The sequence below is a fragment of the Rhodococcoides corynebacterioides genome (assembly GCF_019834675.1).
Classification (GTDB): domain Bacteria; phylum Actinomycetota; class Actinomycetes; order Mycobacteriales; family Mycobacteriaceae; genus Rhodococcoides; species Rhodococcoides corynebacterioides_A.
Genome location: NZ_JABUBU010000007.1, coordinates 62842 through 85190 on the forward strand (window position 1 = coordinate 62842; position 22349 = coordinate 85190).

A 22349-nucleotide genomic window follows, 5' to 3' on the forward strand; every position below is an offset into this window, starting at 1 on the left:
GGCATGTCGCACGCCCCCCGCTACGTCGTCACCCTCGGCTGTCCCGATCGCACCGGCATCGTCGCGCGCATCGCGACGTTCCTCGCGGACCTCGGCGGGTCGATCGTGGAGGCCGCGTATCACGCCGACGCGGACAGCGGCTGGTTCTTCACCCGGCAGGCCGTGGACGCCGCGTCGATCGACATCGGGGTCGACGAGCTGCGGGAGCGGTTCGCCGCCGTCGCCGCCGAGATCGGGCCGGAGACCGAGTGGGCGGTGCACGACTCGTCGGTGCGCAAGCGCGTGGTGCTGCTGGTGAGCAAGGAAGGCCACTGCCTGCACGATCTGCTCGGCCGCGCTGCCGGCGGTGAGCTGCCCGCGACCATCGACGCGGTGATCGGTAATCACCCGGACCTCGAGGCCGTGACCCGCGCCCACGGCACGCCGTTCCACCACGTGCCGTTCCCCAGCGATCCCGCCGAGCGCGGACCGTCGTTCGCGCAGCTGCGCGAGCTGGTGGACTCCTACGATCCCGACGCCGTGGTGCTCGCGCGGTTCATGCAGGTCCTCCCGGAGGAGCTGTGCGATCACTGGGCGGGCCGGGCGCTGAACATCCACCACAGCTTCCTGCCGTCGTTCGTCGGTGCGCGGCCCTACCACCAGGCGTTCGCCCGCGGCGTGAAGCTCATCGGCGCGACCTGCCACTACGTGACGGCGGAACTCGACGCGGGCCCGATCGTGGAGCAGGACGTCATCCGCGTCGACCACGCCGACGCCGTGTCGGACATGGTTCGTCAGGGCCGGGACATCGAGAAGCTGGTGCTCGCGCGGGGGCTGCGCTGGCACCTCGAGGATCGCGTGCTGGTGCACGGCCGCAAGACCGTGGTGTTCAGCTAGCGGTCGGCCAACCGGGCCAGCGCGGCGTCGAACTCGGCGATCGCCTCGACCGACGCCATGTGCCCGACGCCGGGCAGTTCGATCAGCTGGTCCAGCACGTGCGCCCGGTCGAGTTGCTCGGCGAGGCGTCGCGAGTGGACCGGCGGCGTGAGTCGGTCCTCGGTACCCACCACGACGACGGTGGGCACGTCGATGTTGGTCACCGCGTCCCGGATCTCGACGGTGGTGAGGACCGCTCCCCACATGCCGCGCGTCCGCGGCGCGCACTCGCGCACGACGCGTTCGCAGAACGCGACCTGCGCCGGGGTGGACCGCGCGCCCATCGTGGCGTAGCGCAGTGCCCGCGTCGACAGGCGCGTGGCCGGCAGCGGCAGGGCCGACCCCATGACGGACGCGGCCAGGCGGGCGGGGACCTGCGGGACCCCGGGCGGCAGGGGAACGACGGTGGTCTCGCGGACCAGCGAGTCGCTCGCGGTGTCCGCCAACAGGATTCCCTTGGCCCGCTCCCGCACCTGGGTGGGGTAGCGGGACGCCCACGACATGACGGAGATGCCGCCCATGCTGTGCCCGGCGACGACGGCGGGGGCGCCGGGACGCACCGTCGCCGCGAGGACCGCGGCGAGATCGTCGCCCAGGACGTCGGGATGCAGCGGCCGGGAGCCGACCTCGCTGCGCCCGTGGCCACGCTGGTCGTAGACGACGACGCGGTACCGGTCGGCCAGGTCGTTGATCTGCGGCGCCCAGAAGTCCGCGGAGCAGGTCCACCCGTGGCTGAGGACGATGGGGGTGGCGTCGGGATCGCCGTACTCGAGCACGCGGAGTCGGGCGCCGTCGTCGGTCACGACGTCGACCGTGCGCGCCTCGGCGTCGGGCGTCCGCAGCAGCCGGTCGGTCTCGCCGTGGCGGGCCGACGGCAGCGCCGGTGACGACGTCCGTCGTCGGCGCAGCACCGCCGCACCGACGGCGACGACCGCCAGAGCCGGCACGACCCGGGCAACGGACCTCTTCTCCGTGGTCATGGCTGTAACCCTAGGTCACGTCTTTCGCTCGTTCTCGCCCACGTCGTGTCCGGCGGCTCGCCGCGCGCTGTCGACCAGCGCGTTGACGGTGGCCGTCAGCTCGTCGATCCGGGCCACCGCGTCCTGGTGCAGCGCGGTGGCGTCCGGCGCGCGGTCGGCCCGGTCCAGATCCGCGCGCAGGTCGTCCAGGGGTTGGCGCAGATCTTCGCCCGCCGCGAGGACGAGGTCCTTCTGCGCCCGGTTCGACGCGTCGACCGCCGCCATCATGGCGTTGAAGCGCACGGCCAGCGCGGCGAGTTCGCGGTCGCCCGCGACGGCGACCGGGGCGAGATCCGCCGTGGTCACCACCCGCTCGAACGCCAGTCGCAGCCGTCGTACCGGCCGGAGCCCGGTGGTGAGGACGGCGGCGGTCAGCACGTAGGCGATCAGCCACACCGCCGCGGTGAAGACGACGAGCGCGATGTCGAGTCGGCGCAGTTGCGAGCGGAGCGTGTCGAGCGAGGTGGCCACCATGACCACGCTGTTCTCGGCCTGCTCGGAACCGCCGTCGGCGTCACCATCGGCACGCGCCGTCACGTAGCCGACGATCCACCCGCCGTCGTCGACGAAGCCGACGGTGTCCGTCGCGCGGGCGGCGAGGGTGCGGGCCAGGTCCGACGGGCCGCCGTCGGGGGCGAGGAACGGGCCGTGCCCGGCCACCGGATACGAGGTGATCAGGGCGCCGTCGGTGTAGACGGCGTCGACGGGCACGCTGCCGTCCATCGGTCGGAAGAGGGTGGTCGCCGCGGCCACCCGCTGTCCGGTGGCGGAGGCGGTGACGATGCCGGTGATGCGCGCCGTCAGTTCGGTCTGGACCCGGGAGGTGAGGAGGTGATCGGCGGCGACGTGGGTACACAGCGAGAAGCCGGCGAGCAGCACGATCGTCGTGAGCCCGATCTGCACGCGCAGTCGGTGGACCAGCGACCACCGGGCCGTGTCCGGCCACCACCACCGCCGCCTCATGGTCGCAGTGTCCTGCGCACACCTGAGATCAGCCTGAGTCCAAATTCTTCGGGTCACCGAACTCTGGTGTCCGGCCTCCCCTACACTGACGCCATGACCGACCGTGTCGCGCTCCGCGCCGTTCCCCGACGCACCCGCCCGGTGGCGCTGCTCGGTCCGGCGTTCGTCGCCGCGATCGCCTACGTCGACCCGGGCAACGTCGCGGCCAACCTCACGGCCGGCGCGCGCTACGGCTACCTGCTGGTGTGGGTGCTCGTCGCGGCCAACGCGATGGCGGTGCTCGTGCAGTACCTCTCGGCCAAGCTCGGCCTGGTCTCGGGCCGGTCCCTTCCCGAGGTGCTCGGCGACCGTATGCGCCCCGCGACCCGCCGCGCGTTCTGGGTGCAGGCCGAGGCCGTCGCCGTCGCCACCGACGTCGCCGAGGTGATCGGCGGCGCCATCGCCCTGAACCTGCTCTTCGGGCTGCCGCTGCCCGTCGGCGGTCTCGTCACGGGCGTGGTGTCGATGATCGTGCTGGCCGTGCAGTCCCGCCGCGGCCAACGGACGTTCGAGTTCGTGGTGATCGGCATGCTGGCCGTCATCACCGTCGGCTTCCTCACCGGACTGTTCTTCACCGACCTCGATCCCGCCGGCATCGCGGGCGGCGTGATCCCCGGCTTCGACGGCAGCGACTCGGTCCTCCTCGCGGCGAGCATGCTGGGCGCGACGGTCATGCCGCACGCGATCTACCTGCACTCGGCGCTGGCCCGCGACCGCCACGGCGTCGAGACGGACCCGGTGAAACTGGACCGCCTGCTGCGCGCGACCAAGTTCGACGTGACGTTCGCGCTCCTCGTCGCGGGCACGGTCAACATCGGCATGCTGCTGCTCGCGGCGTCGTCGTTGCTCGGTCGCGAGGGCACGGACACCATCGACGGCGCCCACGCGGCGATCGAGAGCACCCTCGGGACCGGCGTCGCCGCGGTGTTCGCCGTGGGACTGCTGGCGTCCGGACTGGCGTCGACGGCCGTCGGGTGCGCCGCCGGCGCGGAGATCATGAAGGGGCTGCTGCGCAAGCGCATCCCGATCCAGCTCCGCCGAGTCATCACGCTGATCCCGGCGCTGATCGTGCTCGGGGTGGGCGTCGATCCCACGCTCGCCCTGGTGCTCAGTCAGGTGGTGCTGAGCATGTGCATCCCGTTCGCCCTGATCCCGCTGGTCCGACTGACGTCGAACCGCGCGGTCATGGGTGAGCGGGTCAACTCCCGCACCACGGTGGCACTGGCGACGCTGGCCACGAGTGCGATCGTGGCGCTCAACGTGGCGCTGCTGTGGTTGACCGTGACCGGCCGAGCCTGACCTACCAGCGCGGGCCGCGCTGGATGTCGTCGACCTTCGGCCGCACGTCCACCAGGTACACACCCATCGCGACGACGGCGATGATGCCGATGAAGTTGATGACGGGGACCACCAGGAGCACGAGCAGGGCGATGACGAGGATCGCGATCCACCCCTGCTTGCTCAGCTTGTCCGCGGCGGTGAAGGCGTCCCCGCGCTGACGGACGGCGTGGAACAGCGAGAACGCGACACCGAACAGCGCGATGAGCTGCAGGACGTACTCGATGGCGCTGGTCGCGCTGGTGGCGAGGGGCATACGTCCGATTCTAGAGCGAGCACGGCCCCCGCGCACCAACGGTGCGCGGGGGCCGGAACGGACCGGACGAGCCGATCAGCTGGTGCTCTTCTTGGCCGGGGTGGCCTTCTTTGCGGGGGTCTTCTTCGCCGGGGTGCTCGACTTCGCGGCCGGGGTGGTCTTCTTGGCCGGGGTCTTCTTGATGGGCGAGTTCGCGTCGTTGCGCGTCTTGCCCTCGACCGTGCCGGCGGCGCCGGAGACCTTGTCCGAGGCCTTCTGGCCGGCCGTCTTGGCCTTGTCGCCGGCCTCGTCGAGGTTCTCGCTCAGCTCGTCGGCGCCCTCCTTCAGGGCCTCTGCGGCCTCGTCGGCACCTTCCTGGACGCGCGACGACGCGCGGCCGGCCAGCGAGGCGGCACGCTCACCCACGGCGCGGGTCTGCGACGCGACGGTGCCGAGGGTGTCCTCGGTGAGGTCGACGGCGTCGTTGGCGGCCTTGTTGGCCCGCTCGAGACCCTCCTCGACGTGCGGGTTCTTGCGGATGCGCTCGACGGTCTCCTCGCCGCGCTCCGCGAGAGCGGTGTAGAGGTCGGACGCGACCTTGAGGTAGGCCTCCGCGACCTTGCGCAGCTCCTCCGGGGTGAAGCGCTCGCGCAGCTCGGCGATCTCCTCGGGCAGCTCCTGCGGCAGCGTCTCGAGGCGGCTCCGCAGCGTCTCGACGCTCTCGGTCACGTCCTCCTGCAGGTCCGCGAGGCGGGCGCGGGCGGTGTCGACGCGGTCGTTCACGTCGGCCTGCGTGCTCTCGGCGCGGTCGCGCACCTGGGCCACGACGTCGGCCACGGCCTGCACCACGGCGTCGCCGGCGCCGACGGCGGCGTACAGCGGGGTCTTGACGTTGTCGAACTTGGGATCGGTCATGTCACTCTCCTGTGGTCGTTGGGGACTTCGGTGTCGTGTCGCTCGGTGTCGGGGCGTGCTGTGGCGTCTCGCCTTCGGCGGCGTTGTCGCTGTTCTCGCGTCGGAAGGAGTAGTAGATCTCCAGCAGCACATGTTTCTGCCGTTCGGTGATGGATTCGTCGCCGTGAACGGCGTCGACGACGGGGCTGTGCGGCCGTTCCTCGAGCAGGCCGGCGCGCACGTACAGGACCTCCGATGACACCCGAAGACCCTTCGCGATCGAGGCCAGTACCTCGGCGGACGGTTTGCGCAGTCCGCGTTCGATCTGGCTCAGATACGGATTGCTCACACCGGCCGTCTGGGCGAGTTGACGCAGGGAGACCTGTGCCGACTCGCGCTGCGACCGGATGAAGCTGCCGATGTCCGACGTCGCGGTGCTGACGACGCGGGCCGCCAGATCACCGGGGGACGACTGCGCGGCGTCGCGCTCCGAGTCGGTGTCCGCCATGCCTCCACCTCCCCTGTGGAACCCTGCTCGACTGCTCTCGATCGTGCGAACACCACGATAACGACGCGTGCTAGCAAGAGCAAGCACTCTGCTAGCAGTGACAACATGACGCCGATCACACCGCGCGCGTCAGTGTCCGAACAGCAGATCCGACACCGTGTAGATAGCCAACCCCGCGAGCGACCCCACGACGGTGCCGTTGATGCGGATGAACTGCAGATCGCGCCCCACCTGCAGTTCGATCTTGCGCGACGCCTCGTCCGCGTCCCACCGCGCGACGGTGTCGGTGATGACCGTCGTGATCTCGTCGGTGTAGTTCTCGACGATGTAGCGGACTCCCGCGAGCAACCAGCCGTCGACCTTCTCCCGGACGGCGGTGTCGTCGCGCAGGCGCAGTCCGAACTTCTGCACGTTCTGCGCGATCGTGGCCCGCAGCGTGCTGGACGGATCGTCCACGGAGTCGACGATGAGCCGCTTGGCCACCTTCCACGACGCCGCCGCCAGCCCGGTGACCTCGTCGCGGCCCATGATCTCGGACTTCACGGCCTCCGCCTTGGCGATGGTCTCCGGGTCGTGCTGCAGGTCGTTCGCGAAGTCGACGAGGAACTTGTCCGCCGCGAGGCGCAGCTCGTGCTGCGGGTTCGAGCGCACCTTCCACGTGAAGTCGACCAGCTCGCGGTGGATGCGCTCGCCGAGCAGGACGTCGACGAACTTCGGTGACCACGACGGCGAGTCCCGGCTGACGATCCGGTCGATCGTCGGCAGGCTGTTCTGCGCCCACTCGTGCGCACGCTCGGCCAGCAGGTCGATGAGCGGCTTCTGCCGGTTCTCCTCGAGCAGCGAGGTCAGGACCCGACCGATCGGCGGGCCCCACTGGGGGTCGCCGAGCCGCTTGACGATGGTGTTGTCGATGACCTGCTGGATGTCCTCGTCGTCGAGCACGTCGAGCACGCCGCGCAGGACGGTGGCCGTCTCCTCGGCGACACGGTCGGCGTTCCTGCGCTCCGCCAGCCAGGTTCCGAGTCGGAGCGGCACCCGCGCGGCCTGCACCTTCTGCGAGACCACGTCGACGGCGAGGAAGTTGGTGCCCACGAACGAGCCGAGGCTCGCGCCCAGCTGGTCCTTCTTGCGCTTGATGATCGCGGTGTGCGGGATGGGCAGGGCGAGGGGGTGGCGGAACAGGGCGGTCACCGCGAACCAGTCCGCGAGGGCGCCCACCATGCCGGCCTCCGACGCGGCGCGGACGTATCCCACCCAGTCGCCGGCGCCGCGGCTCTCCTGCCAGCGGCACCAGAGGTAGACGATCGTGGCGAAGACGAGGAAGCCGGTGGCGACGCCCTTCATCTTCCGGAGGTCACGTCGTTTGACGTCCTCGTCGAAGCTCATCAGTTGCACCGGCCCATTCTGCCCGTCGGTCGGGCACTAAACTGGACCGGCGAGCCCGACCAGGGCCGTGAGCGTCGAGCACGTGCGCCGATCCCGACCGGATCGCTCAGCGCGCCGGATCGGGACGGAGCAATCACGCGTGGCGAGCAGATCGGGGCCGAGGAACGCGGCCGGTGAACGGAACGACGGCGGCGAGACCGCGTCGGTCGACGGCGCCGGCAAGCCCGACGGCCGGAAGCGGCGCTGGCGCGAACACAAGATCGCCCGACGCGAGGAGCTGGTCGACGGCACGCTGGCCGCCATCCGGGCGCGGGGGCGGTCGATCGGCATGGACGAGATCGCCACGGAGATCGGCATCTCGAAAACCGTGCTGTACCGGTACTTCACCGACAAGAACGACCTGACCAACGCCACCCTCGAGCGGTACGTCGAGACCACGCTCGCCCCGCGCATCTACGAGGCCATCGCCGTCGACGTGGACGAGTACAACCTGACCCGACGCGTCGTCACGGCGTACGTCGAGACCGTCGCCGAGGATCCCGAGGTCTACCTGTACGCGATGAGCACCAGCTCGGGCCCCAACCGGGACGTGGTGGCCGAGTCCGAGCGGATGATCGCCGAGTTGCTCTCCACCGTGCTCGGGGAGCGACTGCGCCGGATGGACATGGATTCCGGCGGGTCGCTCCCCTGGGCGTACGGCATCGTCGGTGGCGTGCAGCTGGCGACGCACTGGTGGATCTCGAACCGCTCGATGTCCGCGACGGATCTCATCGACTATCTGACGATGATGGTGTGGGGCGGCATCCACGGCGTCGCCGAGGCCGGCGGATCACCCGCCCGCTTCAATTCGGTCGACCACCCGCTGGTCGACGGGACCTGAGGTACGTCAGTCCCGCTCGTAGCCGTCGTCGTCCAGCGGCACGTCGCGCTGCTGCTCGACGTAGTCGGCGTCCGGGACGTCGAGACCGGGCAACGACGCCGGGACGACGGTGTCGTCGGTGTCGTCGTCGACGGTCAGGTCACGCTGCTGCTCGAGAGCGTCCTCGAGGGGCAGTTCGGTGCGATCGGTGGGCTGGGTCTCGGTGGGCTGGGTCTCGGCGGGCTGGGTCATCGTCTCGCTCCTCTCCCTGATCCGGTCCGGTCGGTCGGCACGGTGACGGCGACGACGCCGGCCGTGCCGATCATGAGCACTCCCACGAGTGCCCCGAGCGCGAGCGAACTCAGGGCGGCCGCGACGAACATCGCCATGCCGCCGCACAGCGCCAGCAGCACCACGAGGCCGGCGCCGGCGTGCTCGAACAGGCAGAGGGTCTCGGCCGTCTCCGAACTCGTCGCTCGGGCCGACGATTCTACCGTCGGGGGCACTGTGGTCATGCGTTGTCCTCACTCACGATCGACGTTCGTGTTCTCCGTACCCGACCCCGGCGCGACTCAACCCGGACACGGCCCGCGTGGAGCGCGACGGGGAGGTGGCGTCGGTCACCGTCGCCGTTTCTGCCCCGGGTCGGCTGGGTAGTTCTCCGGCCATGACCGAATCCCCTTCCCTCACCGGCCGCACCGTCGCCTTCCTCGCCACCGACGGCGTGGAGCAGGCCGAACTCACCGATCCGCGGACGGCGCTCGAGGACGCCGGCGCCACCACCGTGTTGATCTCGCTGACCCACGGCGAGATCCAGGCGTACGAGTCCGACGTGAACCCCGCGGACACCTTCGCCGTCGACGCGGTGGTCGCCGACGCCTCGATCGACGACTACGACGCCCTGGTCCTGCCGGGCGGCACCACCAATCCCGACGCCCTGCGGACCGACGCCGACGCCGTCGCGTTCGTCCGGGACTTCGTCACCAGCGGCCGGCCGGTCGGCGTGATCTGCCACGGGCCGTGGACGCTCGTCGAGGCCGACGTCGTCCGGGGCCGCACCCTGACGTCCTACCCGAGCGTGCGCACCGACATCCGCAACGCCGGCGGCACCGTCGTCGACGAGGAGGTCGTGGTGGACGGCAACCTCATCTCCAGCCGGAACCCGGGCGATCTGCCGGCGTTCGGGAAGGCCCTGGTCACCGCGGTGGCCGAGGCGGAGGCCCGGCCGACCGGCGCGTAGGTCAGGACTCCTCGGTGGGGGCCGGGAAACCCCCGGTCGCCACCGGGCCCCAGGTATCGATGGAGATGCGCAGGATCGACTTGCCCTGCGTCCGCATCGCCTCGCGGTACTCGTCCCAGTCGGGATGCTCCCCGGCGATGGACCGGTAGTAGTCGACCAGCGGCTCCACCGAATCGGGCAGGTCGAGCACCTCGGCGGTGCCGTCGATCTGCACGTAGGGGCCGTCCCAGTCGTCGGAGTGCACGCACAGCGTCACCCGCGACGTGTGGCGGATGTTCACCGTCTTCGCCCGCTGGGGGTACGTGGAGATCACGATGCGGCCGGCGTCGTCGAGACCGCAGGTGACCGGGGAGATCTGCAGGCCGCCGGACCGACGGTGGGTCACCAGGGTGGCCCGATGCCGCTCGGCCACGAACCGATGCAGGGTCTCGAGGTCGACGCGCTCGGCGGTCGCGTACTTACGTGCCATGCTCCGAGCTTAGAGGGGGCGCGGCCGGCGGGGCGAGCCGTCCGCCGCGCTCCACCAGGTCGGCGACGGCGCTCGCGTCGGTCGGTCGGCCGAGCAGGAACCCCTGCGCGCGTCGGCATCCGCAGCGCAGCAACCTGGCCATCTGCTCCGGCGTCTCCACGCCCTCCCCGATCACGTCGAGACCGAACGCGTCGGCGACGGACACCACCGCACCGATGACCGCCTCGGACCGGTGTTCCGGCAGACCGGCGACGAACGAGCGGTCGATCTTCACGCCGTCGAGCAGCGGGAAGCGGGTGACCGAGCCCAGCGACGACTGCCCGACGCCGAAGTCGTCCAGCAGGATGCGGATGCCGCGCTCGTGCAGTCCCAGCAGCGTCGACCGGACGGTGTCGCTGTCCTCGAGCCAGACGGACTCGGTGATCTCGATCCCGAACGTGGCCGGGGCGAGCCCGGCGTCGGCCAGCGCGTCGTCCACCGTCGCGAGGAACCCCGGCATCCGCAGCTGAAGGGGGCTGACGTTCACCCGCAGATCGATCGACGGGGGTGTGTCGAGCCCGGTCCGCGCGAGCAGGCTTTGCCACTGCGCGGCGTCGAGGCACGCGCGCCGCAGCACCCGCTCGCCCAGCGCGGCGATCAGCCCGGCCTGTTCCGCGGCCGGGACGAACTCGTCGGGGCCCAGCGGCCCGAGCGTCGGGGACGTCCAGCGCGCCAGCGCCTCCACCCCCACCAGCACACCGGCCTCGATGTCGAAGACCGGTTGGTAGACCACCGTCAGGGCGTCCGAGTCGATGGCGGTCCGCAGTTCGGTCGCGATCGCCCACCGCCGCCGCAGGGCGCCGCCGGCCGCCGAATCGAAGACCTCGAGGCGGCCGGGTCCGCCGCGCTTCGCGGCCCGGACCGCGACGTCCGCCTCCCGGACCAGGTCGGCCGCGGTGCGGTGGCCGTGCCCCACCGCCACCCCCGCGCAGGCGGTGACGACGGTGTCCCGTCCCTCCACCCGGATCGGCGCCGCGAAGGCGGCGAGGATGGTCGCCGCCAGTTCCGTCGCCTCGAAGGTGCTGGTCAGGCCGGCGCGGACGACGGCGAACTCGTCGGCCCCCAGCCGGGCCACCACGTCGCCGCGTCGCGCGACGCCGCTGAGGACGGGTGCCACGGCCGCCAGCAGGGCGTCGCCCGTCCCGAAGCCGAACGTCTCGTTGACGGTCCGGAACCCGTCGAGGTCGATCAGGACCACCGCGGTCAGGCGGCCGTCCACGCGCCCCGCGGCCAGGGCGTCGTCGAGTCGCCGATACGCGGACGTGCGGTTGTCCAGCGACGTGACGGGGTCGACCAGGCTGCGATGGCGCAGCCGGTGCTCGAGGTCGGTGCGGTGCACGGCCGCGCCGAGCACGTCGGCGAGCAGGATCAACGCCGTCAGCGCGTCCGGCGTCACCACGCCCACCGACTCGCGGTACACGGCCAGCACACCCCAGTCGTCGGGTGTCCCGGGCACCGGGACCGCGGCCGCGCTGAGCAGCCCGAACTGCTGCATCTCCGAGGTGTCGAACCGCGTCTCGCGCCGGCTGTCGACGCAGACGACGGGACCGCCCTCGCGCATCGCGTACCCGGCGATCCCACTGGACCGGACCTGGACGCCCTCGAGTTCGCCGCTGGTCCGCCCGGTCGCGCCCAGCACCGACATCGACCGGCCGTCCGGGGTCGGCCGCAGGATCAGCACGTGCTCGGCGTCGAAGAGCGGCGGCACGGTCTCGAGAATCGCGTTGGCCAGGTGGTCCGCACTGCCGGTGACGGCGATGCGGTGCAGCGCGGACATCACCTGATGCCGGTCGGTGCGCCGGCGCACGTCGACGGGAACGTCACGCAGGTCGACGTCGTCGGGCGGACTCGGGGGCGGCGCCGGACGGCGGGACACCACGACCATCGCGACGTCCGATCCGGGTCCGGCGTCGACCATCCAGGCCGACGCCACCAGCTCCCCCGCCACCTCGTCCGGGTCGCTGACGGCGCCGGACCAGAATCCCGTCCGGCGTACCGCGTCGACGATGCCGGCGAGGACGGGCGGCACGACGTCGGCCGCGGCCGCGAGGGATTCGCGTGCGGAGAGGTTCGCGTAGCGCAGGGTCCCGTTCTCCACCAGCATCACGCCGTTGGCGACCCCGTCGGCGACGGCGGCCACGGCGGCGACGAGCGCGGCGGTGTCGGACGGACCCATCACCCCACCTCCGACCCGACCGCGATCCGATCACCCGATACTCTCACTCCCACCGGACCGCGCGTGCGGTATCGGCGGAGGAAACCCTGATCACGACGGTTCCGCGGTCCAGGCGAGCAGACGATCCACCGGCCAGGTGGTGACGATGCGGTCCGGGGGAATCCCGACGGCCGCGGCGCGGGCGCAGCCGAGCCCGAGCCAGTCGAGTTGGCCGGGTGCGTGCGCGTCGGTGTCGATCGCGAAGAGGCAGCCGATCTCGAGGGCGAGTGCCATGAGTCGATCCGGCGGATCCTGCCGTTCGGGCCGACTGTTGATCTCCACCGCGGTACCGGAGTCCCGGCACGCCTCGAACACCGCCCGCGCGTCGAACGTCGATTCGGGGCGGGTGCCGCGCCCACCCTCGACCAGCCGTCCCGTGCAGTGCCCGAGGACGTCGACCGCCGGGTCCGTCACCGCCGCGATCATGCGGGCGGTCATGGTGGCGCTGTCCGCGCGGAGCTGGGAATGCACGCTGGCCACCACGACGTCGAGGCTGTCCAGCAGGTCCCGCTCCTGGTCGAGCCCGCCGTCGGCCAGGATGTCGACCTCGATGCCCGTGAGGATGCGCAGGGCCGGCCCGCCGTCGGCCGCGAACTCGTCCGCGAGGTCCGCGAGCAGGTCGAGCTGGTCCCGCAGCCGCTCCGGCGAGAGCCCGTTGGCGACGGTCAGACGGGGCGAGTGGTCGGTCAGCGCCCAGTACTCCCGGCCCAGACGGCGCGCGGTGGCGGCCATCTCGGCGGGTGGACTGCCGCCGTCCGACCAGTCCGAATGGGTGTGCAGGTCACCGCGGACCGCGTCGGCGAGCTCGACGGCCGCCGCGGAGAACTCGCCCCCGGAGTGCGGACCGATGGGCTCGGCGTCGGCGCGCAGCTGGGCGAGGTAGGCCGGGACCTCGCCGGCGGCGGCCTCCGCCGCCACGGCGGCGGTCTTGGGGCCGATCCCGCGCAACGACGTCCAGTCCCCGCGTCGGGCGAGGTCGGCGCGTCGCTCGACGCTCAACGCCGCGAGGACGTCGGCGGCGTTCCGGTAGGCCTTGACCCGCCGGGTCTCGGCGCGCGCACGTTCGAGCCAGAACGCCACTTCCCGCAGCGCCGCAACCGGATCCGGAGTCATGATCGGCCGAGAATACGCCCGTGCCCCGACCGAACGTGTCGGTCGGGGCACGGGCGTCTCACGTCGTGAGGGCCGGTCACGGCGGGTGCTACCCGCGCACGTCCACGACGCGCGCGGTCGGCTGCCACCGTGCCGCCACCATGACGCGGGCGACCGCGTCACCGATTCGGACGGTGAGGACGGACCCGCGCTCGGCGCAGGCGGCGTCGAGGGCGGCGACGACGGTCAGAGCGGCGGTGCCGAAGAACTCGACACCGGTGAGATCGAGGACGACGTCGCCCGTCCGGCCGCGGCCGAGGGCCTCGCGGAACACGTCCGCGTTCGACAGATCGATACTGCCGGCGACCGTGCAGGTGGTGATGTCGCCCGCAACGTGGACGGTGATGCCGCCGTCGTCGGTGACGAGTGTGGTGCTCGAGGTGGTGCTCGAGGTGGTGTCTGTTGCCAGGGTCGAAACGGTCATGAGTGACTCCAAGTGCCGATCGAGCTGCTGAGCACTGGTCTGCGGGTGCCGCCCGGAGTGAACTGCGTGCGCTGTATGGATCGAGCAGGTACGCGGTTCCGGCGGGAACGTCCGGCCGCGAGAGATGGCGGGGGGACGGAGAAGAACGGGGATACGGCAACCATCGACGGTGCTTCGTACGTCGGCTGCTGACTCAACCTGCGTTCGAACCTACGCCGTTGCGGACCGGTTGCCAACCGGTTCGTCGGACCCGATCCAGTCTCGGCCGATCGGGCGCGACGGGTTTCCCCGGCCCGCCTCGCGGGTAGCCTCTCGCGATCGATCGGAGCCGCGCGTACGTCGCGCGGCGTCCGGTGACACCCGCTGACGTGCCGTCGGCCGCTCAGCGATACGTTTGCAGGCGAGCGTCCGACGCCGACCGGAAGCGCCGAGGACCAGAAAGCGGGAAACCCCATGACACGGGCCATCACCACGGACCCCGACTCCGCCGGGTCGGCATCGACCATCGAGCTCGGCGTCCTCGCCGACCCCGGCCAGCTGTCCGTCACCCGTGCCGTCGCCGCCGCTCTCGCGGCGCAGGAGGACTTCGACCTCGACAGCATCGCGGACATCCGGCTGGCGATCGACGAGTCGTGCAGTCGGCTCATCGTGCGCGCCACCCCGGGCGCTCGCCTGGTCTGCGCGTTCACGCCCGGACCCGACGTCCTCGAGGTCGCCGTCACCACCACCACCGAGCCCGGCGCCGACCTCGACGCCAGCGGTTTCGGGTGGCACGTGCTGAACGCGTTGACCGATACCGTGTCCACCTCGCAGACCGAGCACGACGGCGTCGTCTCCACCACCATCGAATTCACCAAGCGCAAGCACGGCCTGGACGAGTGACGACCAGCGAACGCAAGAGCAAGTCCCGGCGGTCGGCCGACGAGTACGCCGACGTCGCGGCGAAGTTCACGGCTATCGGAGAACTGCCGGAGGGCGACCCGCAGCGGCGGGTCCTGCGGGATCAGCTCGTCACGCGCTGCCTGCCGCTCGCCGAGCACATCGCCCGCCGCTTCGACGGCCGCGGCGAGGCGCACGACGACCTGGTGCAGGTCGCGCGCGTCGGGCTCGTCAACGCCGTCGACCGGTTCGACGTGGAGCGCGGCTCGGACTTCGTCTCCTTCGCGGTTCCCACCATCATGGGTGAGGTCCGCCGCCACTTCCGCGACGCCGGGTGGGCCGTGCGGGTGCCCCGCCGGATGAAGGAGCTGCATCTGCAGCTCTCGCGTGCCGTGGCGGATCTGTCCCAGACGCAGGGTCGGTCCCCGACCGTCTCCGAACTCGCCGAGTACCTGGATCTGGACCGAGACGAGGTCGCGATGGGCCTCACCGCCGGCAACGCTTACCAGACCCTGTCGGTGGACAGCGCGTCGAGCGGCAGCGACTCCGAAGGACTCTCCCTCGCGGACACCCTGGGTGACTACGACAAGGAGATGGAGAACGTCGAGAACCACGAGGCGCTCCGTCCCCTGCTCGAGAAGCTCCCCGAGCGCGAGCGAAACGTGTTGCTGCTCCGCTTCTTCGGCAACATGACGCAGACGCAGATCGCGGACAAGATGGGCATCTCGCAGATGCACGTGTCGCGGTTGCTGGCGCGCACGCTGGCGCAACTGCGCGAAGAGCTGCACTAGCCCGGTATCCGGGCCCTACAGTTCTGGCCATGAGTTCGCGCAGCGGGTGGTCGGGGTCGGCGACGGAGATCCTGCGGGTCGATCCCGACGTCTCGTTCGGCGACGTCGACACCTACGCCAAGCCGGGGTTCGACGGCTCGAAGTCGGACGGCAAGGCGTGGCTCGACGCGCGCGCCGCCGACCTGCTGGAGCTGCAGGAGAAGCTGTACGCCAACGGACGCTCCGGCGACCGGCGATCGGTGCTGCTCGTGCTGCAGGGAATGGACACGTCCGGCAAGGGCGGCATCGTCAAACACGTTCTGGGACAGGTGGAACCGCAGGGCGTCGACCACACCTCGTTCGCCGCCCCCACCGAGGAGGAGCGGGCGCATCCGTTCCTGTGGCGCGTCGAGAAGGCGCTGCCGCGCGCGGGACAGATCGGCGTGTTCGACCGCTCGCACTACGAGGACGTGCTGATCGTCCGGGTGCACGACATGGTGCCGCGCGAGGTGTGGGAAGCCCGCTACGACGAGATCAACGCCTTCGAGAAGCGCGTGGTGGAGTCCGGCACCACGCTGATCAAGGTCGCGCTGGCGCTGTCGAAGGACGAGCAGCGGGACCGACTCGCCCGGCGGCTCCGGCGGCCGGACAAGTACTGGAAGTTCGACCCGTCGGACGTCACCGAGCGGGGCTGGTGGAACGACTACATGGCGGCCTACGACGCGGTCCTCCAGCGGACCTCGACGGAGTACGCGCCGTGGCACGTGGTGCCGTGCGACCGTAAGTGGTACAGCCGGGTCGCGATCACCGAGCTGCTCGTCGAAGCCCTGCACGGGTTCGAGCTGGACTGGCCCGCAGCGGATTTCGACGTCGAGGAGCAGCGCCGCCGGCTGCAGGAGAGCTGACGGCGCTGCTCGACGGAGTCTGGATCAGAGAGTCGCGGTGTCGACGGCGATCAGAGAGTCGCGGTGTCGATGACGAAGCGGTAGCGCACGTCCGACTTCACGACGCGGTCGTACGCCTCGTTGATCTTCTCGGCCGGGATGACCTCGATCTCGGCGCCGATGTGGTGCTCGGCGCAGAAGTCGAGCATCTCCTGGGTCTCGGCGATGCCGCCGACCATCGACCCGGCGAACGAGCGACGGTTGGCCAGCAGGTTGAACGCCGGCACCTCGAGGGGCTTCTCCGGCACACCGAGCTCGACGAGGGTGCCGTTGCGGGCGAGCAGCCCGAGGTAGTCGCCCATCGGCAGGTTGGCCGACACGGTGTTGAGGATCAGGTCGAACTTCCCGCGCAGGTCCTTCAGCGCGGTGGTGTCCTTGGTGGCGTAGTACTCGTCGGCCCCGAGGCGCTTGCCGTCCTCCTCCTTGCTCAGCGTCTGGCTGAGCACGGTGACGTGGGCGCCGAGGGCGTGGGCGATCTTGACGCCGATGTGGCCCAGGCCGCCCATGCCGATGATGGCGACCTTCTTGTCCGGCCCCGCACCCCAGTGCTTGAGCGGGGAGTACAGGGTGATGCCGGCGCACAGCAGCGGCGCGGCGACGTCGAGGTCCACGCCCTCGGGGATCCCGAGGACGAAGCGCTCGGTCACGACGATCTGCGTGGAGTAGCCGCCGTGGGTGAACTCGCCCTCGTAGGTCTCCGAGTTGTAGGTCTGGACGACGCCCTTGGTGCAGTACTGCTCGTCGCCGTCCCGGCACGCCTCGCACTCGCCGCAGGAATCGACGAAGCAGCCGACGCCGACGCGGTCGCCGACCTTGCGGGTGGTGACCTCGGAGCCGACCTCGGCGACGATGCCGGCGATCTCGTGGCCCGGCACGACGGGATACGTGGTGCCGCCCCACTCGTTGCGCGCGGTGTGGATGTCGGAGTGGCAGATGCCGGCGAATTTGACGTCGATCAGGACGTCGTGCGGGCCGAGTTCGCGACGCTCGATCGTGGTCTTCTCGAGCGGCGCGTCGGGAGCGGTGGCCTGATATGCGGTAGCTGTGGACATGTCGTCATGCGTACCCGTGCATCGTTGACTGGTAAACAACATCCGACCCGGGCCACACCACGATGTCCGTGTCGTCCGAAAGCTCCCGCGTGTCGCCGCGGACTCGGGTGAGCGTCCGCGGTGTCGGTGAGGGGCCTCAGCCGGTGACGGCGCGGTACCCCAGGAAGCCGACGTACGCGGCGAGGCCCACCAACCCGATCTTCCGCGTCGCCGGGATCGCGATCGCCGTCCCGATCGCCAGCTCCGACGCGCCGTTGCGGTACGTCCACGTCCGCGTGTCGTCGGGGAAGACCGGCTCGGTGATGGGCCGGAACGCGTCGGGGGCGACGAAGTGCGCTGCGCCCGTCGCCGCCAGCACGACGCCGGCGACAGTGGGAACGGTGATGGATGCCATGGCCGAACTGTAGTACCCGACCTACCGTGGTCCCATGGCCGACGCGCGCGCTGTGGACCGCACCCGATCACTCCTCCGTCCCGGCACCCCGAGCACCCTTCGTGACGACGGCGTTCTCGACGTTCGCCGACCCGACCCCGGTCCGGCGCCGTCCCGCGCGGCCCAGCGGCTCATGCGCTTCGGCCCGCTCGCGACGATCTACGAGCGGGCGTGGCGTCCCCTGTTCCGCCTCTGGATGGGCCTCGGCGGACCGACCGTCGAGACCGAACGCACTCTCGCCGTCCGCGACCTCGGCCTGGTCGACCCGGACACCCGGGTGGTGCTCGACGTCGCCTGCGGACCCGGCGGTTTCACCCGGTACCTCGCCGACGCGCTCGTCGACGCCGGCCGGGACGACGCCCTGGTCATCGGACTCGACGCCTCCGAGCCCATGCTCGCCCGCGCCGCCGCCGACACCGACCGGCCCGACCACGTCGCGTACGTCCTCGGCGACGCGCGCGACCTGCCGTTCGAGGACGGCTCCGTCGACGCCGTCTGCTGCTACGCCGCGCTGTACCTCGTCCCGGAACCGCTGCGCGTGCTCGCCGAGCTCGTGCGGGTGCTGCGCCCCGGCGGACGCATCGCTCTGATGACCACCGTGCGCCGCGGCCCCGACCCGGTCGGCAGCGTCATGGCCGCCGCCGTCCGCCCCAGCGGACTCGAGGTCTTCGACCCGGACACCTTCACCGACGCGCTCGACCGCGCCGGCTTCGCGTTCGTCGAGCAGCGCATTCACGGCGCGGCGCAGTTCGTGACCGGCAGGAAAGTCTGACGATCCGCGGCTACGCCGCTCCGGTATCCGCGCCGTAGTCCGACACCAACCACCGATCCCCGTCCTTCTCGACGGTCACGGTCAGCAGGGTGGGCACGGCGCCGGGCTCCGGCTGCTGCAGGTTCTGCGTGGTCTGCGTGGCGAACACCTTGACCGTGTAGACGCCACCGTCCTGCGCCGTCACCGTCGCCGCGTTCACGGCGCCCGAGGCCACCACCTGCGAGTCCGTCATGATCTGCGTCAGCACCTCGCGCACCCCGTCGAACCGCTCGCGCAGTGCGTCCGTGGTGCCCTCCTCGACGCCCGCGAAGAAGCCGTCGATGTTCGTGTGGTCGTAGGTCAGGGACCGCTCGGTGTATCCGCGGGCGACGTCCACCGCTGCCGCGCGGTCGGCGTCGGCCGCCCGCTCCGCGTCCAATGCCCCCGCCGCGGAGCGCCACTGCCACACCGCGAGCCCGGCCGCGAGCACGGCCAGCACGGCGACGACGGCGAGGAGAACCGTCGTCCGGCGGCCGGAGCGAGCGGTCCCGCCCCGGTCGGCGTTCCCGTCGGCCGGCGCGTCGGATGCGGCGGGGGCGTCGGTCGCGGCCGTGCCCGTCGTGGTCGTCGCGCCCTGGTCGACGAAGTCGAATTCGTCGAGGTCCGACTCGGGGCGGCCGGAATCGGTGTGGTTCTTGTCGAGCTCGGTACTCATGAACGTCCTTTCGGTCCGGGCGGAATCGGCCCGGAGCTGATCGGGGCGGGGTCGGTCAGTTCGGCGGCAGGGTGACGGAGACGCGAGCGGGTCCACCACGGGGGAAGACCTGCTCGAGCATGGTCACGAGGGCACCCGCGTCGACCCGCAGCGGGCGGATAGGGCGGGTCACCGGGCGCAGGACCGTCGCGATGAACCCGAGGTCCGGGGACACCTGGCTGAGGTACTCGTCGATCTTGGGTACGAGCCGGCCGAGTTCGCCGTCCCACACCGTCTCGCCGACGTACGAGTAGTCCTGGTAGGACCCGATGAGATGTTCGAGGGCGTTGCCGGACAGGCGCAGCTCCGGCACGGTGTCCGCGAGCCGCGGGCCGAGGGAGTCGGCGTACGCGTTCTCGCCGAGCACCTGCAGGTTGTAGTAGAGCTGGCGGACCACATCCTTCTTGTCCTGGAGGGTCAGCGACAGCAGGCGCAACACCTCGACGACGTTGTCGATCTCCGGTTCGCGGCCTCGGGTCGCGGTGTCGACGGTGTCGACGATGCCGCCGAGGGCCCGCGTGTCGATCTCCGCGGTCAGCGCCTCGGCCACCGCGAGGGTGTCGCTCACGCTCGGGGACACCACCACGTTGTCGGAGTCGACCGTGTCGCCGTCGGACAGGAACGGCCCCGACGCGGTGCGCGGCCGGAAGTCGAGGAACTGCTCGCCGGCGGCGGAGAGGTTGGAAACCCGCACCTCGGTGTCCCGCGGGATCGGGTCGGCGGCGTCCACCCGGACCACCGCCTCGAGCCCGTCCCGCCCGACGTCGATGCGCTCGACCCGCCCGATCTCGGCGCCCCGCAGGGTCACCTGCGACGTGTCGATCAACCCGCCGGAGGTGGTGAGCGGGACGGTGAGGGTCAGGTGGTCGCGCCGCGGATCCATGTCCAGCACGCCGAGCGCGAGGTAGGCCACGCCCAGCACGGCCACCACCACCAGCGCGCCCACGGACAGGAGTGTCTTCATCGCACGAATCCGATCCCGCGGAGCACCGCGATCATCTCGTTCGCCCGGTCCACCGGTGCCTGTCCGGGTGCGGGCGGGCCGGACACCGACGTGACCCGGACGTCGGGCGTCGTGGAGAAGAACGGCACCAGACGATCCCGCAGCAGCGCGTCCATTCGCGACGCCAGCATCGGCGCCGTCAGGTCGGCCGTGGCGAGCGTGCGCACCATCGGCTGCAGCGTGGCGACGACGTCCCGCAGGTCGCCGTACACCGGGTTGATGACGTCGCCGATGTTCCGGGACATGTACCCGAGGTCGATCAGGGCGTCGACGACGACCAACAGGGCGTCGGCGAGGCCGCCGACGCGTTCGGGGCCGGTGGTCAGCACCGTGTCGAGCGTGTCGGTGCGGGCGGCGAACGAGCCGAACACCGCTTCCGCGGCGCCGAGGATGCGGTCGAGCTCGTCGTCGTTCGTGGCCAGGTCGGTCAGCGCCTGCCGGGCCTTCTCGTTGATCAGATCGACCGTCTCGGGCGCGGGGATCGCGCGGTTGAACCGGTCGATCGAGCGCTGGAAGTCGACGATGTGTCCGCCGGCCACCACCTCGGACAGGCCGCGCAGGACGTCCTCGACGTTGTCCGCCGGGTCCGTCCGCTCGAGCGGGATGGTGTCCCCGTCCTGCAGGGCCCCGCCCTGCGGTGCGTCCGGCGCGGGCCGCTGCAGCGAGACGTAGATCTCGCCGAGGATGGTCCCCTGCCGCAGCTCGGCGCGGGTCGCCGCGGGCAGCTCGACGGTCCGGTCGATGTCGACGGCGGCGACGGCCGTGGTGCCGACGAGCGTCACCGAGTCCAGCAACCCGACGTCCACCCCGTCGAGCACCACCTTGGCACGGTCGGGCAGATTGAGAACCGAGGAGAACTCGATGTTCACCCGGTACGTCGGGCCGGGGACGTAGCTCCCGGGCAGCGGCAGGTCGGCGATCGACGCGCCGCACCCGGCGACGGAGACCGCCGTCGCCGCGGCGACCGCGGCGGCGAGCGCGCGCATCCACGGTCGGGTCGTGTGCCGCCTCATCGGGTGCCCGCCGTACCGAGGACCATCGGGACCAGATCGACGGCGACGGAGTTGCCCCCGGCCGGCTCGACCTTCGGCGGAACGTACGTCAGCCGCGCGGCGCCGGTCGCCGGATCGGTGAGCGACGCGGTCTGCTCGGCGGCCTTGGGCACGCGCGAGAGGATGCTCGCGATGTCGCCGACCTTGCTCACCACGATCGCGACGATCGGAACGAGCACGTCGAGAACCTGGTAGAGCTTGGGCGCGAACTTCGGCAGTGTGCGTTCGAGGATCGGCAGGAACTCGACGGTGAGGTCGATGCCCTGCGCGAACCGCTCCGAGAACTCGCCGGCGGCGCCGAGTCCCTGCTTCAGGTTCTCCACGAGCCTGGTGATCTCGGGCCACCGGTCGACCAACGTGGTGGTCAGCAGGTCGATGTTGTCCATCATCCGCCGCACCTGGGTGTCCTTGTTCGCCGGATTGCCGACGAGCGCGGAGATCTGCGACAGCGCCGTCCCCAGCTCGTCGCCGCTGCCGTCGAGCGCGGCGTCGAGGGACCGGAGCGTGTCGCCGAGCAGCTGTTCCTCCGGCGGGCGGGGCGAGACCGGATCGGTGGTGGACGTGGTCCCGAGCAGCTCGGCACCCAGGTCGTTCACCGCGGTGAGCGTGTCGCTGATCCCCAGCGGAGTGCGGGTCCGCTCCAGCGGGATGCACTCGCCGCGGTCGAAGCGAACGCCGTCGCGGTAGGGCGTCGTCAGTTCGAGCCGGCGGTCGGTGACGATCGAGTCCGACAGCGTCACCGCGCCGACGTCCGCGGGCAGCGCGAGCGTCTCGTCGACCGCCATGGTGACGCGGACGTGGTCGCCGCGCGGTTCGATGCGGCTCACCTCGCCGACCGGGATCCCGAGCAGCGTCACGTTGTTGCCCTCGTAGAGACCCACCGAGTCGGCCATGTCCGCGCACATCTCGGTGCGCGAGGTCGACACGAGCTTCGCGGCGGACGACGCGGCGGTGCCGGCGCCGACGACCAGGACGGCCGCCAGACCGACGACGACGGCCTTGCGTGGTGCTGCCAC

General features: G+C 71.1%; 26 protein-coding genes. 8 read left to right on the top strand and 18 right to left on the bottom strand.

Annotated features, from left to right (window positions below; genetic code table 11):
* Positions 1 to 3 precede the first annotated feature (3 nt).
* Positions 4 to 876, top strand: a complete 873-nt coding sequence (gene purU, locus HQ603_RS10390) for a formyltetrahydrofolate deformylase (protein ID WP_222684468.1) — start codon at positions 4 to 6, stop codon at positions 874 to 876.
* Here the strand turns inward: purU and HQ603_RS10395 are convergent.
* Both HQ603_RS10395 and HQ603_RS10400 read right to left on the bottom strand, forming a co-directional pair.
* Positions 873 to 1895 carry an alpha/beta fold hydrolase gene (locus HQ603_RS10395; RefSeq protein ID WP_222684469.1) on the bottom strand — a complete coding sequence of 341 codons (1023 nt, stop codon included), beginning with the start codon at positions 1893 to 1895 and terminating at the stop codon, positions 873 to 875. The genes purU and HQ603_RS10395 overlap by 4 nt on opposite strands.
* 15 nt (positions 1896 to 1910) lie before the next feature.
* Positions 1911 to 2897: a HAMP domain-containing protein gene (locus tag HQ603_RS10400; protein ID WP_222684470.1), complete on the bottom strand. Its 987-nt coding sequence runs from the start codon at positions 2895 to 2897 to the stop codon at positions 1911 to 1913.
* Positions 2898 to 2990: 93 nt separating this feature from the next.
* On the opposite strand from HQ603_RS10400, the gene HQ603_RS10405 reads away from it, so the two are divergent.
* The gene (locus tag HQ603_RS10405; RefSeq protein ID WP_222684471.1) at positions 2991 to 4235 is read left to right on the top strand and encodes an Nramp family divalent metal transporter; all 1245 of its coding nucleotides are present in this window, start codon (positions 2991 to 2993) and stop codon (positions 4233 to 4235) included.
* Position 4236: 1 nt separating this feature from the next.
* On the opposite strand, the gene HQ603_RS10410 is transcribed toward HQ603_RS10405, so the two are convergent.
* The 4 genes from HQ603_RS10410 to HQ603_RS10425 form a co-directional block, all read right to left on the bottom strand.
* On the bottom strand, positions 4237 to 4530 hold the full coding sequence (locus tag HQ603_RS10410) for a DUF2516 family protein (protein ID WP_222684472.1): 294 nt from the start codon (positions 4528 to 4530) through the stop codon (positions 4237 to 4239).
* 75 nt (positions 4531 to 4605) lie between these two features.
* Positions 4606 to 5424, bottom strand: a complete 819-nt coding sequence (locus tag HQ603_RS10415; RefSeq protein WP_222684473.1) for a heparin-binding hemagglutinin — start codon at positions 5422 to 5424, stop codon at positions 4606 to 4608.
* 1 nt (position 5425) lies between these two features.
* Positions 5426 to 5911: a helix-turn-helix domain-containing protein gene (locus HQ603_RS10420; RefSeq protein ID WP_222684474.1), complete on the bottom strand. Its 486-nt coding sequence runs from the start codon at positions 5909 to 5911 to the stop codon at positions 5426 to 5428.
* A 129-nt stretch (positions 5912 to 6040) separates the two neighbouring features.
* Positions 6041 to 7297, bottom strand: a complete 1257-nt coding sequence (locus HQ603_RS10425; protein ID WP_222684536.1) for a DUF445 domain-containing protein — start codon at positions 7295 to 7297, stop codon at positions 6041 to 6043.
* 139 nt (positions 7298 to 7436) lie between these two features.
* On the opposite strand from HQ603_RS10425, the gene HQ603_RS10430 reads away from it, so the two are divergent.
* Positions 7437 to 8177, top strand: a complete 741-nt coding sequence (locus tag HQ603_RS10430) for a TetR/AcrR family transcriptional regulator (RefSeq protein ID WP_222684475.1) — start codon at positions 7437 to 7439, stop codon at positions 8175 to 8177.
* A 6-nt stretch (positions 8178 to 8183) separates the two neighbouring features.
* Here the strand turns inward: HQ603_RS10430 and HQ603_RS10435 are convergent, their stop codons facing one another.
* Together HQ603_RS10435 and HQ603_RS10440 are read right to left on the bottom strand one after the other, a co-directional pair.
* On the bottom strand, positions 8184 to 8408 hold the full coding sequence (locus tag HQ603_RS10435) for a hypothetical protein (RefSeq protein ID WP_222684476.1): 225 nt from the start codon (positions 8406 to 8408) through the stop codon (positions 8184 to 8186).
* A complete protein-coding gene (locus HQ603_RS10440) occupies positions 8405 to 8671 on the bottom strand; it encodes a hypothetical protein (RefSeq protein WP_222684477.1) in 267 nt (88 codons plus the stop codon). The genes HQ603_RS10435 and HQ603_RS10440 overlap by 4 nt, the downstream gene beginning before the upstream one ends.
* Before the next feature lie 152 nt (positions 8672 to 8823).
* Here HQ603_RS10440 and HQ603_RS10445 point away from each other — a divergent pair, with 152 nt between their 5' ends.
* Positions 8824 to 9396, top strand: coding sequence for a type 1 glutamine amidotransferase domain-containing protein (locus tag HQ603_RS10445; protein ID WP_222684478.1), 573 nt, complete (start codon positions 8824 to 8826; stop codon positions 9394 to 9396).
* A 1-nt stretch (position 9397) separates the two neighbouring features.
* Here HQ603_RS10445 and HQ603_RS10450 read toward each other — a convergent pair whose 3' ends face one another.
* The 4 genes from HQ603_RS10450 to HQ603_RS10465 all read right to left on the bottom strand — a co-directional run bounded on the left by HQ603_RS10450 (position 9398) and on the right by HQ603_RS10465 (position 13695).
* Complete coding sequence (locus tag HQ603_RS10450) at positions 9398 to 9865, bottom strand: PPOX class F420-dependent oxidoreductase (RefSeq protein WP_222684479.1); 468 nt, start codon at positions 9863 to 9865, stop codon at positions 9398 to 9400.
* A complete protein-coding gene (locus HQ603_RS10455; RefSeq protein WP_222684480.1) occupies positions 9855 to 12080 on the bottom strand; it encodes a putative bifunctional diguanylate cyclase/phosphodiesterase in 2226 nt (741 codons plus the stop codon). Before HQ603_RS10455 ends, HQ603_RS10450 begins: the two co-directional genes overlap by 11 nt.
* Positions 12081 to 12170: 90 nt before the next feature.
* Positions 12171 to 13232 carry a PHP domain-containing protein gene (locus HQ603_RS10460; RefSeq protein ID WP_222684481.1) on the bottom strand — a complete coding sequence of 354 codons (1062 nt, stop codon included), beginning with the start codon at positions 13230 to 13232 and terminating at the stop codon, positions 12171 to 12173.
* A gap of 88 nt (positions 13233 to 13320) precedes the next feature.
* Entirely contained in the window at positions 13321 to 13695 is a 375-nt protein-coding gene (locus tag HQ603_RS10465) for an STAS domain-containing protein (RefSeq protein WP_222684482.1), read from the bottom strand.
* A gap of 453 nt (positions 13696 to 14148) precedes the next feature.
* On the opposite strand from HQ603_RS10465, the gene HQ603_RS10470 reads away from it, so the two are divergent.
* The 3 genes from HQ603_RS10470 to HQ603_RS10480 are packed head-to-tail and all read left to right on the top strand — an operon-like array spanning position 14149 to position 16249.
* Positions 14149 to 14577 carry an ATP-binding protein gene (locus HQ603_RS10470; RefSeq protein WP_222684483.1) on the top strand — a complete coding sequence of 143 codons (429 nt, stop codon included), beginning with the start codon at positions 14149 to 14151 and terminating at the stop codon, positions 14575 to 14577.
* A complete protein-coding gene (locus HQ603_RS10475) occupies positions 14574 to 15365 on the top strand; it encodes a SigB/SigF/SigG family RNA polymerase sigma factor (RefSeq protein ID WP_222684484.1) in 792 nt (263 codons plus the stop codon). Before HQ603_RS10470 ends, HQ603_RS10475 begins: the two co-directional genes overlap by 4 nt.
* 29 nt (positions 15366 to 15394) lie before the next feature.
* On the top strand, positions 15395 to 16249 hold the full coding sequence (locus HQ603_RS10480; RefSeq protein ID WP_222684485.1) for a PPK2 family polyphosphate kinase: 855 nt from the start codon (positions 15395 to 15397) through the stop codon (positions 16247 to 16249).
* Positions 16250 to 16299: 50 nt separating this feature from the next.
* On the opposite strand, the gene HQ603_RS10485 is transcribed toward HQ603_RS10480, so the two are convergent.
* Together HQ603_RS10485 and HQ603_RS10490 are read right to left on the bottom strand one after the other, a co-directional pair.
* A complete protein-coding gene (locus HQ603_RS10485; protein ID WP_222684486.1) occupies positions 16300 to 17340 on the bottom strand; it encodes an NAD(P)-dependent alcohol dehydrogenase in 1041 nt (346 codons plus the stop codon).
* Positions 17341 to 17476: 136 nt separating this feature from the next.
* Positions 17477 to 17734, bottom strand: coding sequence for a hypothetical protein (locus tag HQ603_RS10490; RefSeq protein ID WP_222684487.1), 258 nt, complete (start codon positions 17732 to 17734; stop codon positions 17477 to 17479).
* A 34-nt stretch (positions 17735 to 17768) separates the two neighbouring features.
* On the opposite strand from HQ603_RS10490, the gene HQ603_RS10495 reads away from it, so the two are divergent.
* Positions 17769 to 18545, top strand: coding sequence for a class I SAM-dependent methyltransferase (locus HQ603_RS10495; RefSeq protein WP_261773666.1), 777 nt, complete (start codon positions 17769 to 17771; stop codon positions 18543 to 18545).
* Positions 18546 to 18555: 10 nt separating this feature from the next.
* Here the strand turns inward: HQ603_RS10495 and HQ603_RS10500 are convergent, their stop codons facing one another.
* From HQ603_RS10500 to HQ603_RS10515, 4 genes are read right to left on the bottom strand one after another with little or no spacing between them, the layout of a single operon-like run.
* A complete protein-coding gene (locus HQ603_RS10500; RefSeq protein WP_222684488.1) occupies positions 18556 to 19239 on the bottom strand; it encodes a hypothetical protein in 684 nt (227 codons plus the stop codon).
* 55 nt (positions 19240 to 19294) lie between these two features.
* Positions 19295 to 20242: an MlaD family protein gene (locus tag HQ603_RS10505; RefSeq protein WP_222684489.1), complete on the bottom strand. Its 948-nt coding sequence runs from the start codon at positions 20240 to 20242 to the stop codon at positions 19295 to 19297.
* Entirely contained in the window at positions 20239 to 21294 is a 1056-nt protein-coding gene (locus tag HQ603_RS10510) for an MlaD family protein (RefSeq protein WP_222684490.1), read from the bottom strand. Before HQ603_RS10510 ends, HQ603_RS10505 begins: the two co-directional genes overlap by 4 nt.
* Positions 21291 to 22349, bottom strand: coding sequence for an MCE family protein (locus HQ603_RS10515; RefSeq protein ID WP_222684491.1), 1059 nt, complete (start codon positions 22347 to 22349; stop codon positions 21291 to 21293). Before HQ603_RS10515 ends, HQ603_RS10510 begins: the two co-directional genes overlap by 4 nt.

Coding starts and splice junctions, on each gene's coding strand:
- purU (WP_222684468.1), top strand. CDS start 4: ATGTCGCACGCCCCCCGCTACGTCGTCACCCTCGGCTGTCCCGATCGC.
- HQ603_RS10395 (WP_222684469.1), bottom strand. CDS start 1,895: ATGACCACGGAGAAGAGGTCCGTTGCCCGGGTCGTGCCGGCTCTGGCG.
- HQ603_RS10400 (WP_222684470.1), bottom strand. CDS start 2,897: ATGAGGCGGCGGTGGTGGTGGCCGGACACGGCCCGGTGGTCGCTGGTC.
- HQ603_RS10405 (WP_222684471.1), top strand. CDS start 2,991: ATGACCGACCGTGTCGCGCTCCGCGCCGTTCCCCGACGCACCCGCCCG.
- HQ603_RS10410 (WP_222684472.1), bottom strand. CDS start 4,530: ATGCCCCTCGCCACCAGCGCGACCAGCGCCATCGAGTACGTCCTGCAG.
- HQ603_RS10415 (WP_222684473.1), bottom strand. CDS start 5,424: ATGACCGATCCCAAGTTCGACAACGTCAAGACCCCGCTGTACGCCGCC.
- HQ603_RS10420 (WP_222684474.1), bottom strand. CDS start 5,911: ATGGCGGACACCGACTCGGAGCGCGACGCCGCGCAGTCGTCCCCCGGT.
- HQ603_RS10425 (WP_222684536.1), bottom strand. CDS start 7,297: ATGAGCTTCGACGAGGACGTCAAACGACGTGACCTCCGGAAGATGAAG.
- HQ603_RS10435 (WP_222684476.1), bottom strand. CDS start 8,408: ATGACCCAGCCCGCCGAGACCCAGCCCACCGAGACCCAGCCCACCGAT.
- HQ603_RS10440 (WP_222684477.1), bottom strand. CDS start 8,671: ATGACCACAGTGCCCCCGACGGTAGAATCGTCGGCCCGAGCGACGAGT.
- HQ603_RS10445 (WP_222684478.1), top strand. CDS start 8,824: ATGACCGAATCCCCTTCCCTCACCGGCCGCACCGTCGCCTTCCTCGCC.
- HQ603_RS10450 (WP_222684479.1), bottom strand. CDS start 9,865: ATGGCACGTAAGTACGCGACCGCCGAGCGCGTCGACCTCGAGACCCTG.
- HQ603_RS10455 (WP_222684480.1), bottom strand. CDS start 12,080: ATGGGTCCGTCCGACACCGCCGCGCTCGTCGCCGCCGTGGCCGCCGTC.
- HQ603_RS10460 (WP_222684481.1), bottom strand. CDS start 13,232: ATGACTCCGGATCCGGTTGCGGCGCTGCGGGAAGTGGCGTTCTGGCTC.
- HQ603_RS10465 (WP_222684482.1), bottom strand. CDS start 13,695: ATGACCGTTTCGACCCTGGCAACAGACACCACCTCGAGCACCACCTCG.
- HQ603_RS10470 (WP_222684483.1), top strand. CDS start 14,149: ATGACACGGGCCATCACCACGGACCCCGACTCCGCCGGGTCGGCATCG.
- HQ603_RS10480 (WP_222684485.1), top strand. CDS start 15,395: ATGAGTTCGCGCAGCGGGTGGTCGGGGTCGGCGACGGAGATCCTGCGG.
- HQ603_RS10485 (WP_222684486.1), bottom strand. CDS start 17,340: ATGTCCACAGCTACCGCATATCAGGCCACCGCTCCCGACGCGCCGCTC.
- HQ603_RS10490 (WP_222684487.1), bottom strand. CDS start 17,734: ATGGCATCCATCACCGTTCCCACTGTCGCCGGCGTCGTGCTGGCGGCG.
- HQ603_RS10495 (WP_261773666.1), top strand. CDS start 17,769: ATGGCCGACGCGCGCGCTGTGGACCGCACCCGATCACTCCTCCGTCCC.
- HQ603_RS10500 (WP_222684488.1), bottom strand. CDS start 19,239: ATGAGTACCGAGCTCGACAAGAACCACACCGATTCCGGCCGCCCCGAG.
- HQ603_RS10505 (WP_222684489.1), bottom strand. CDS start 20,242: ATGAAGACACTCCTGTCCGTGGGCGCGCTGGTGGTGGTGGCCGTGCTG.
- HQ603_RS10510 (WP_222684490.1), bottom strand. CDS start 21,294: ATGAGGCGGCACACGACCCGACCGTGGATGCGCGCGCTCGCCGCCGCG.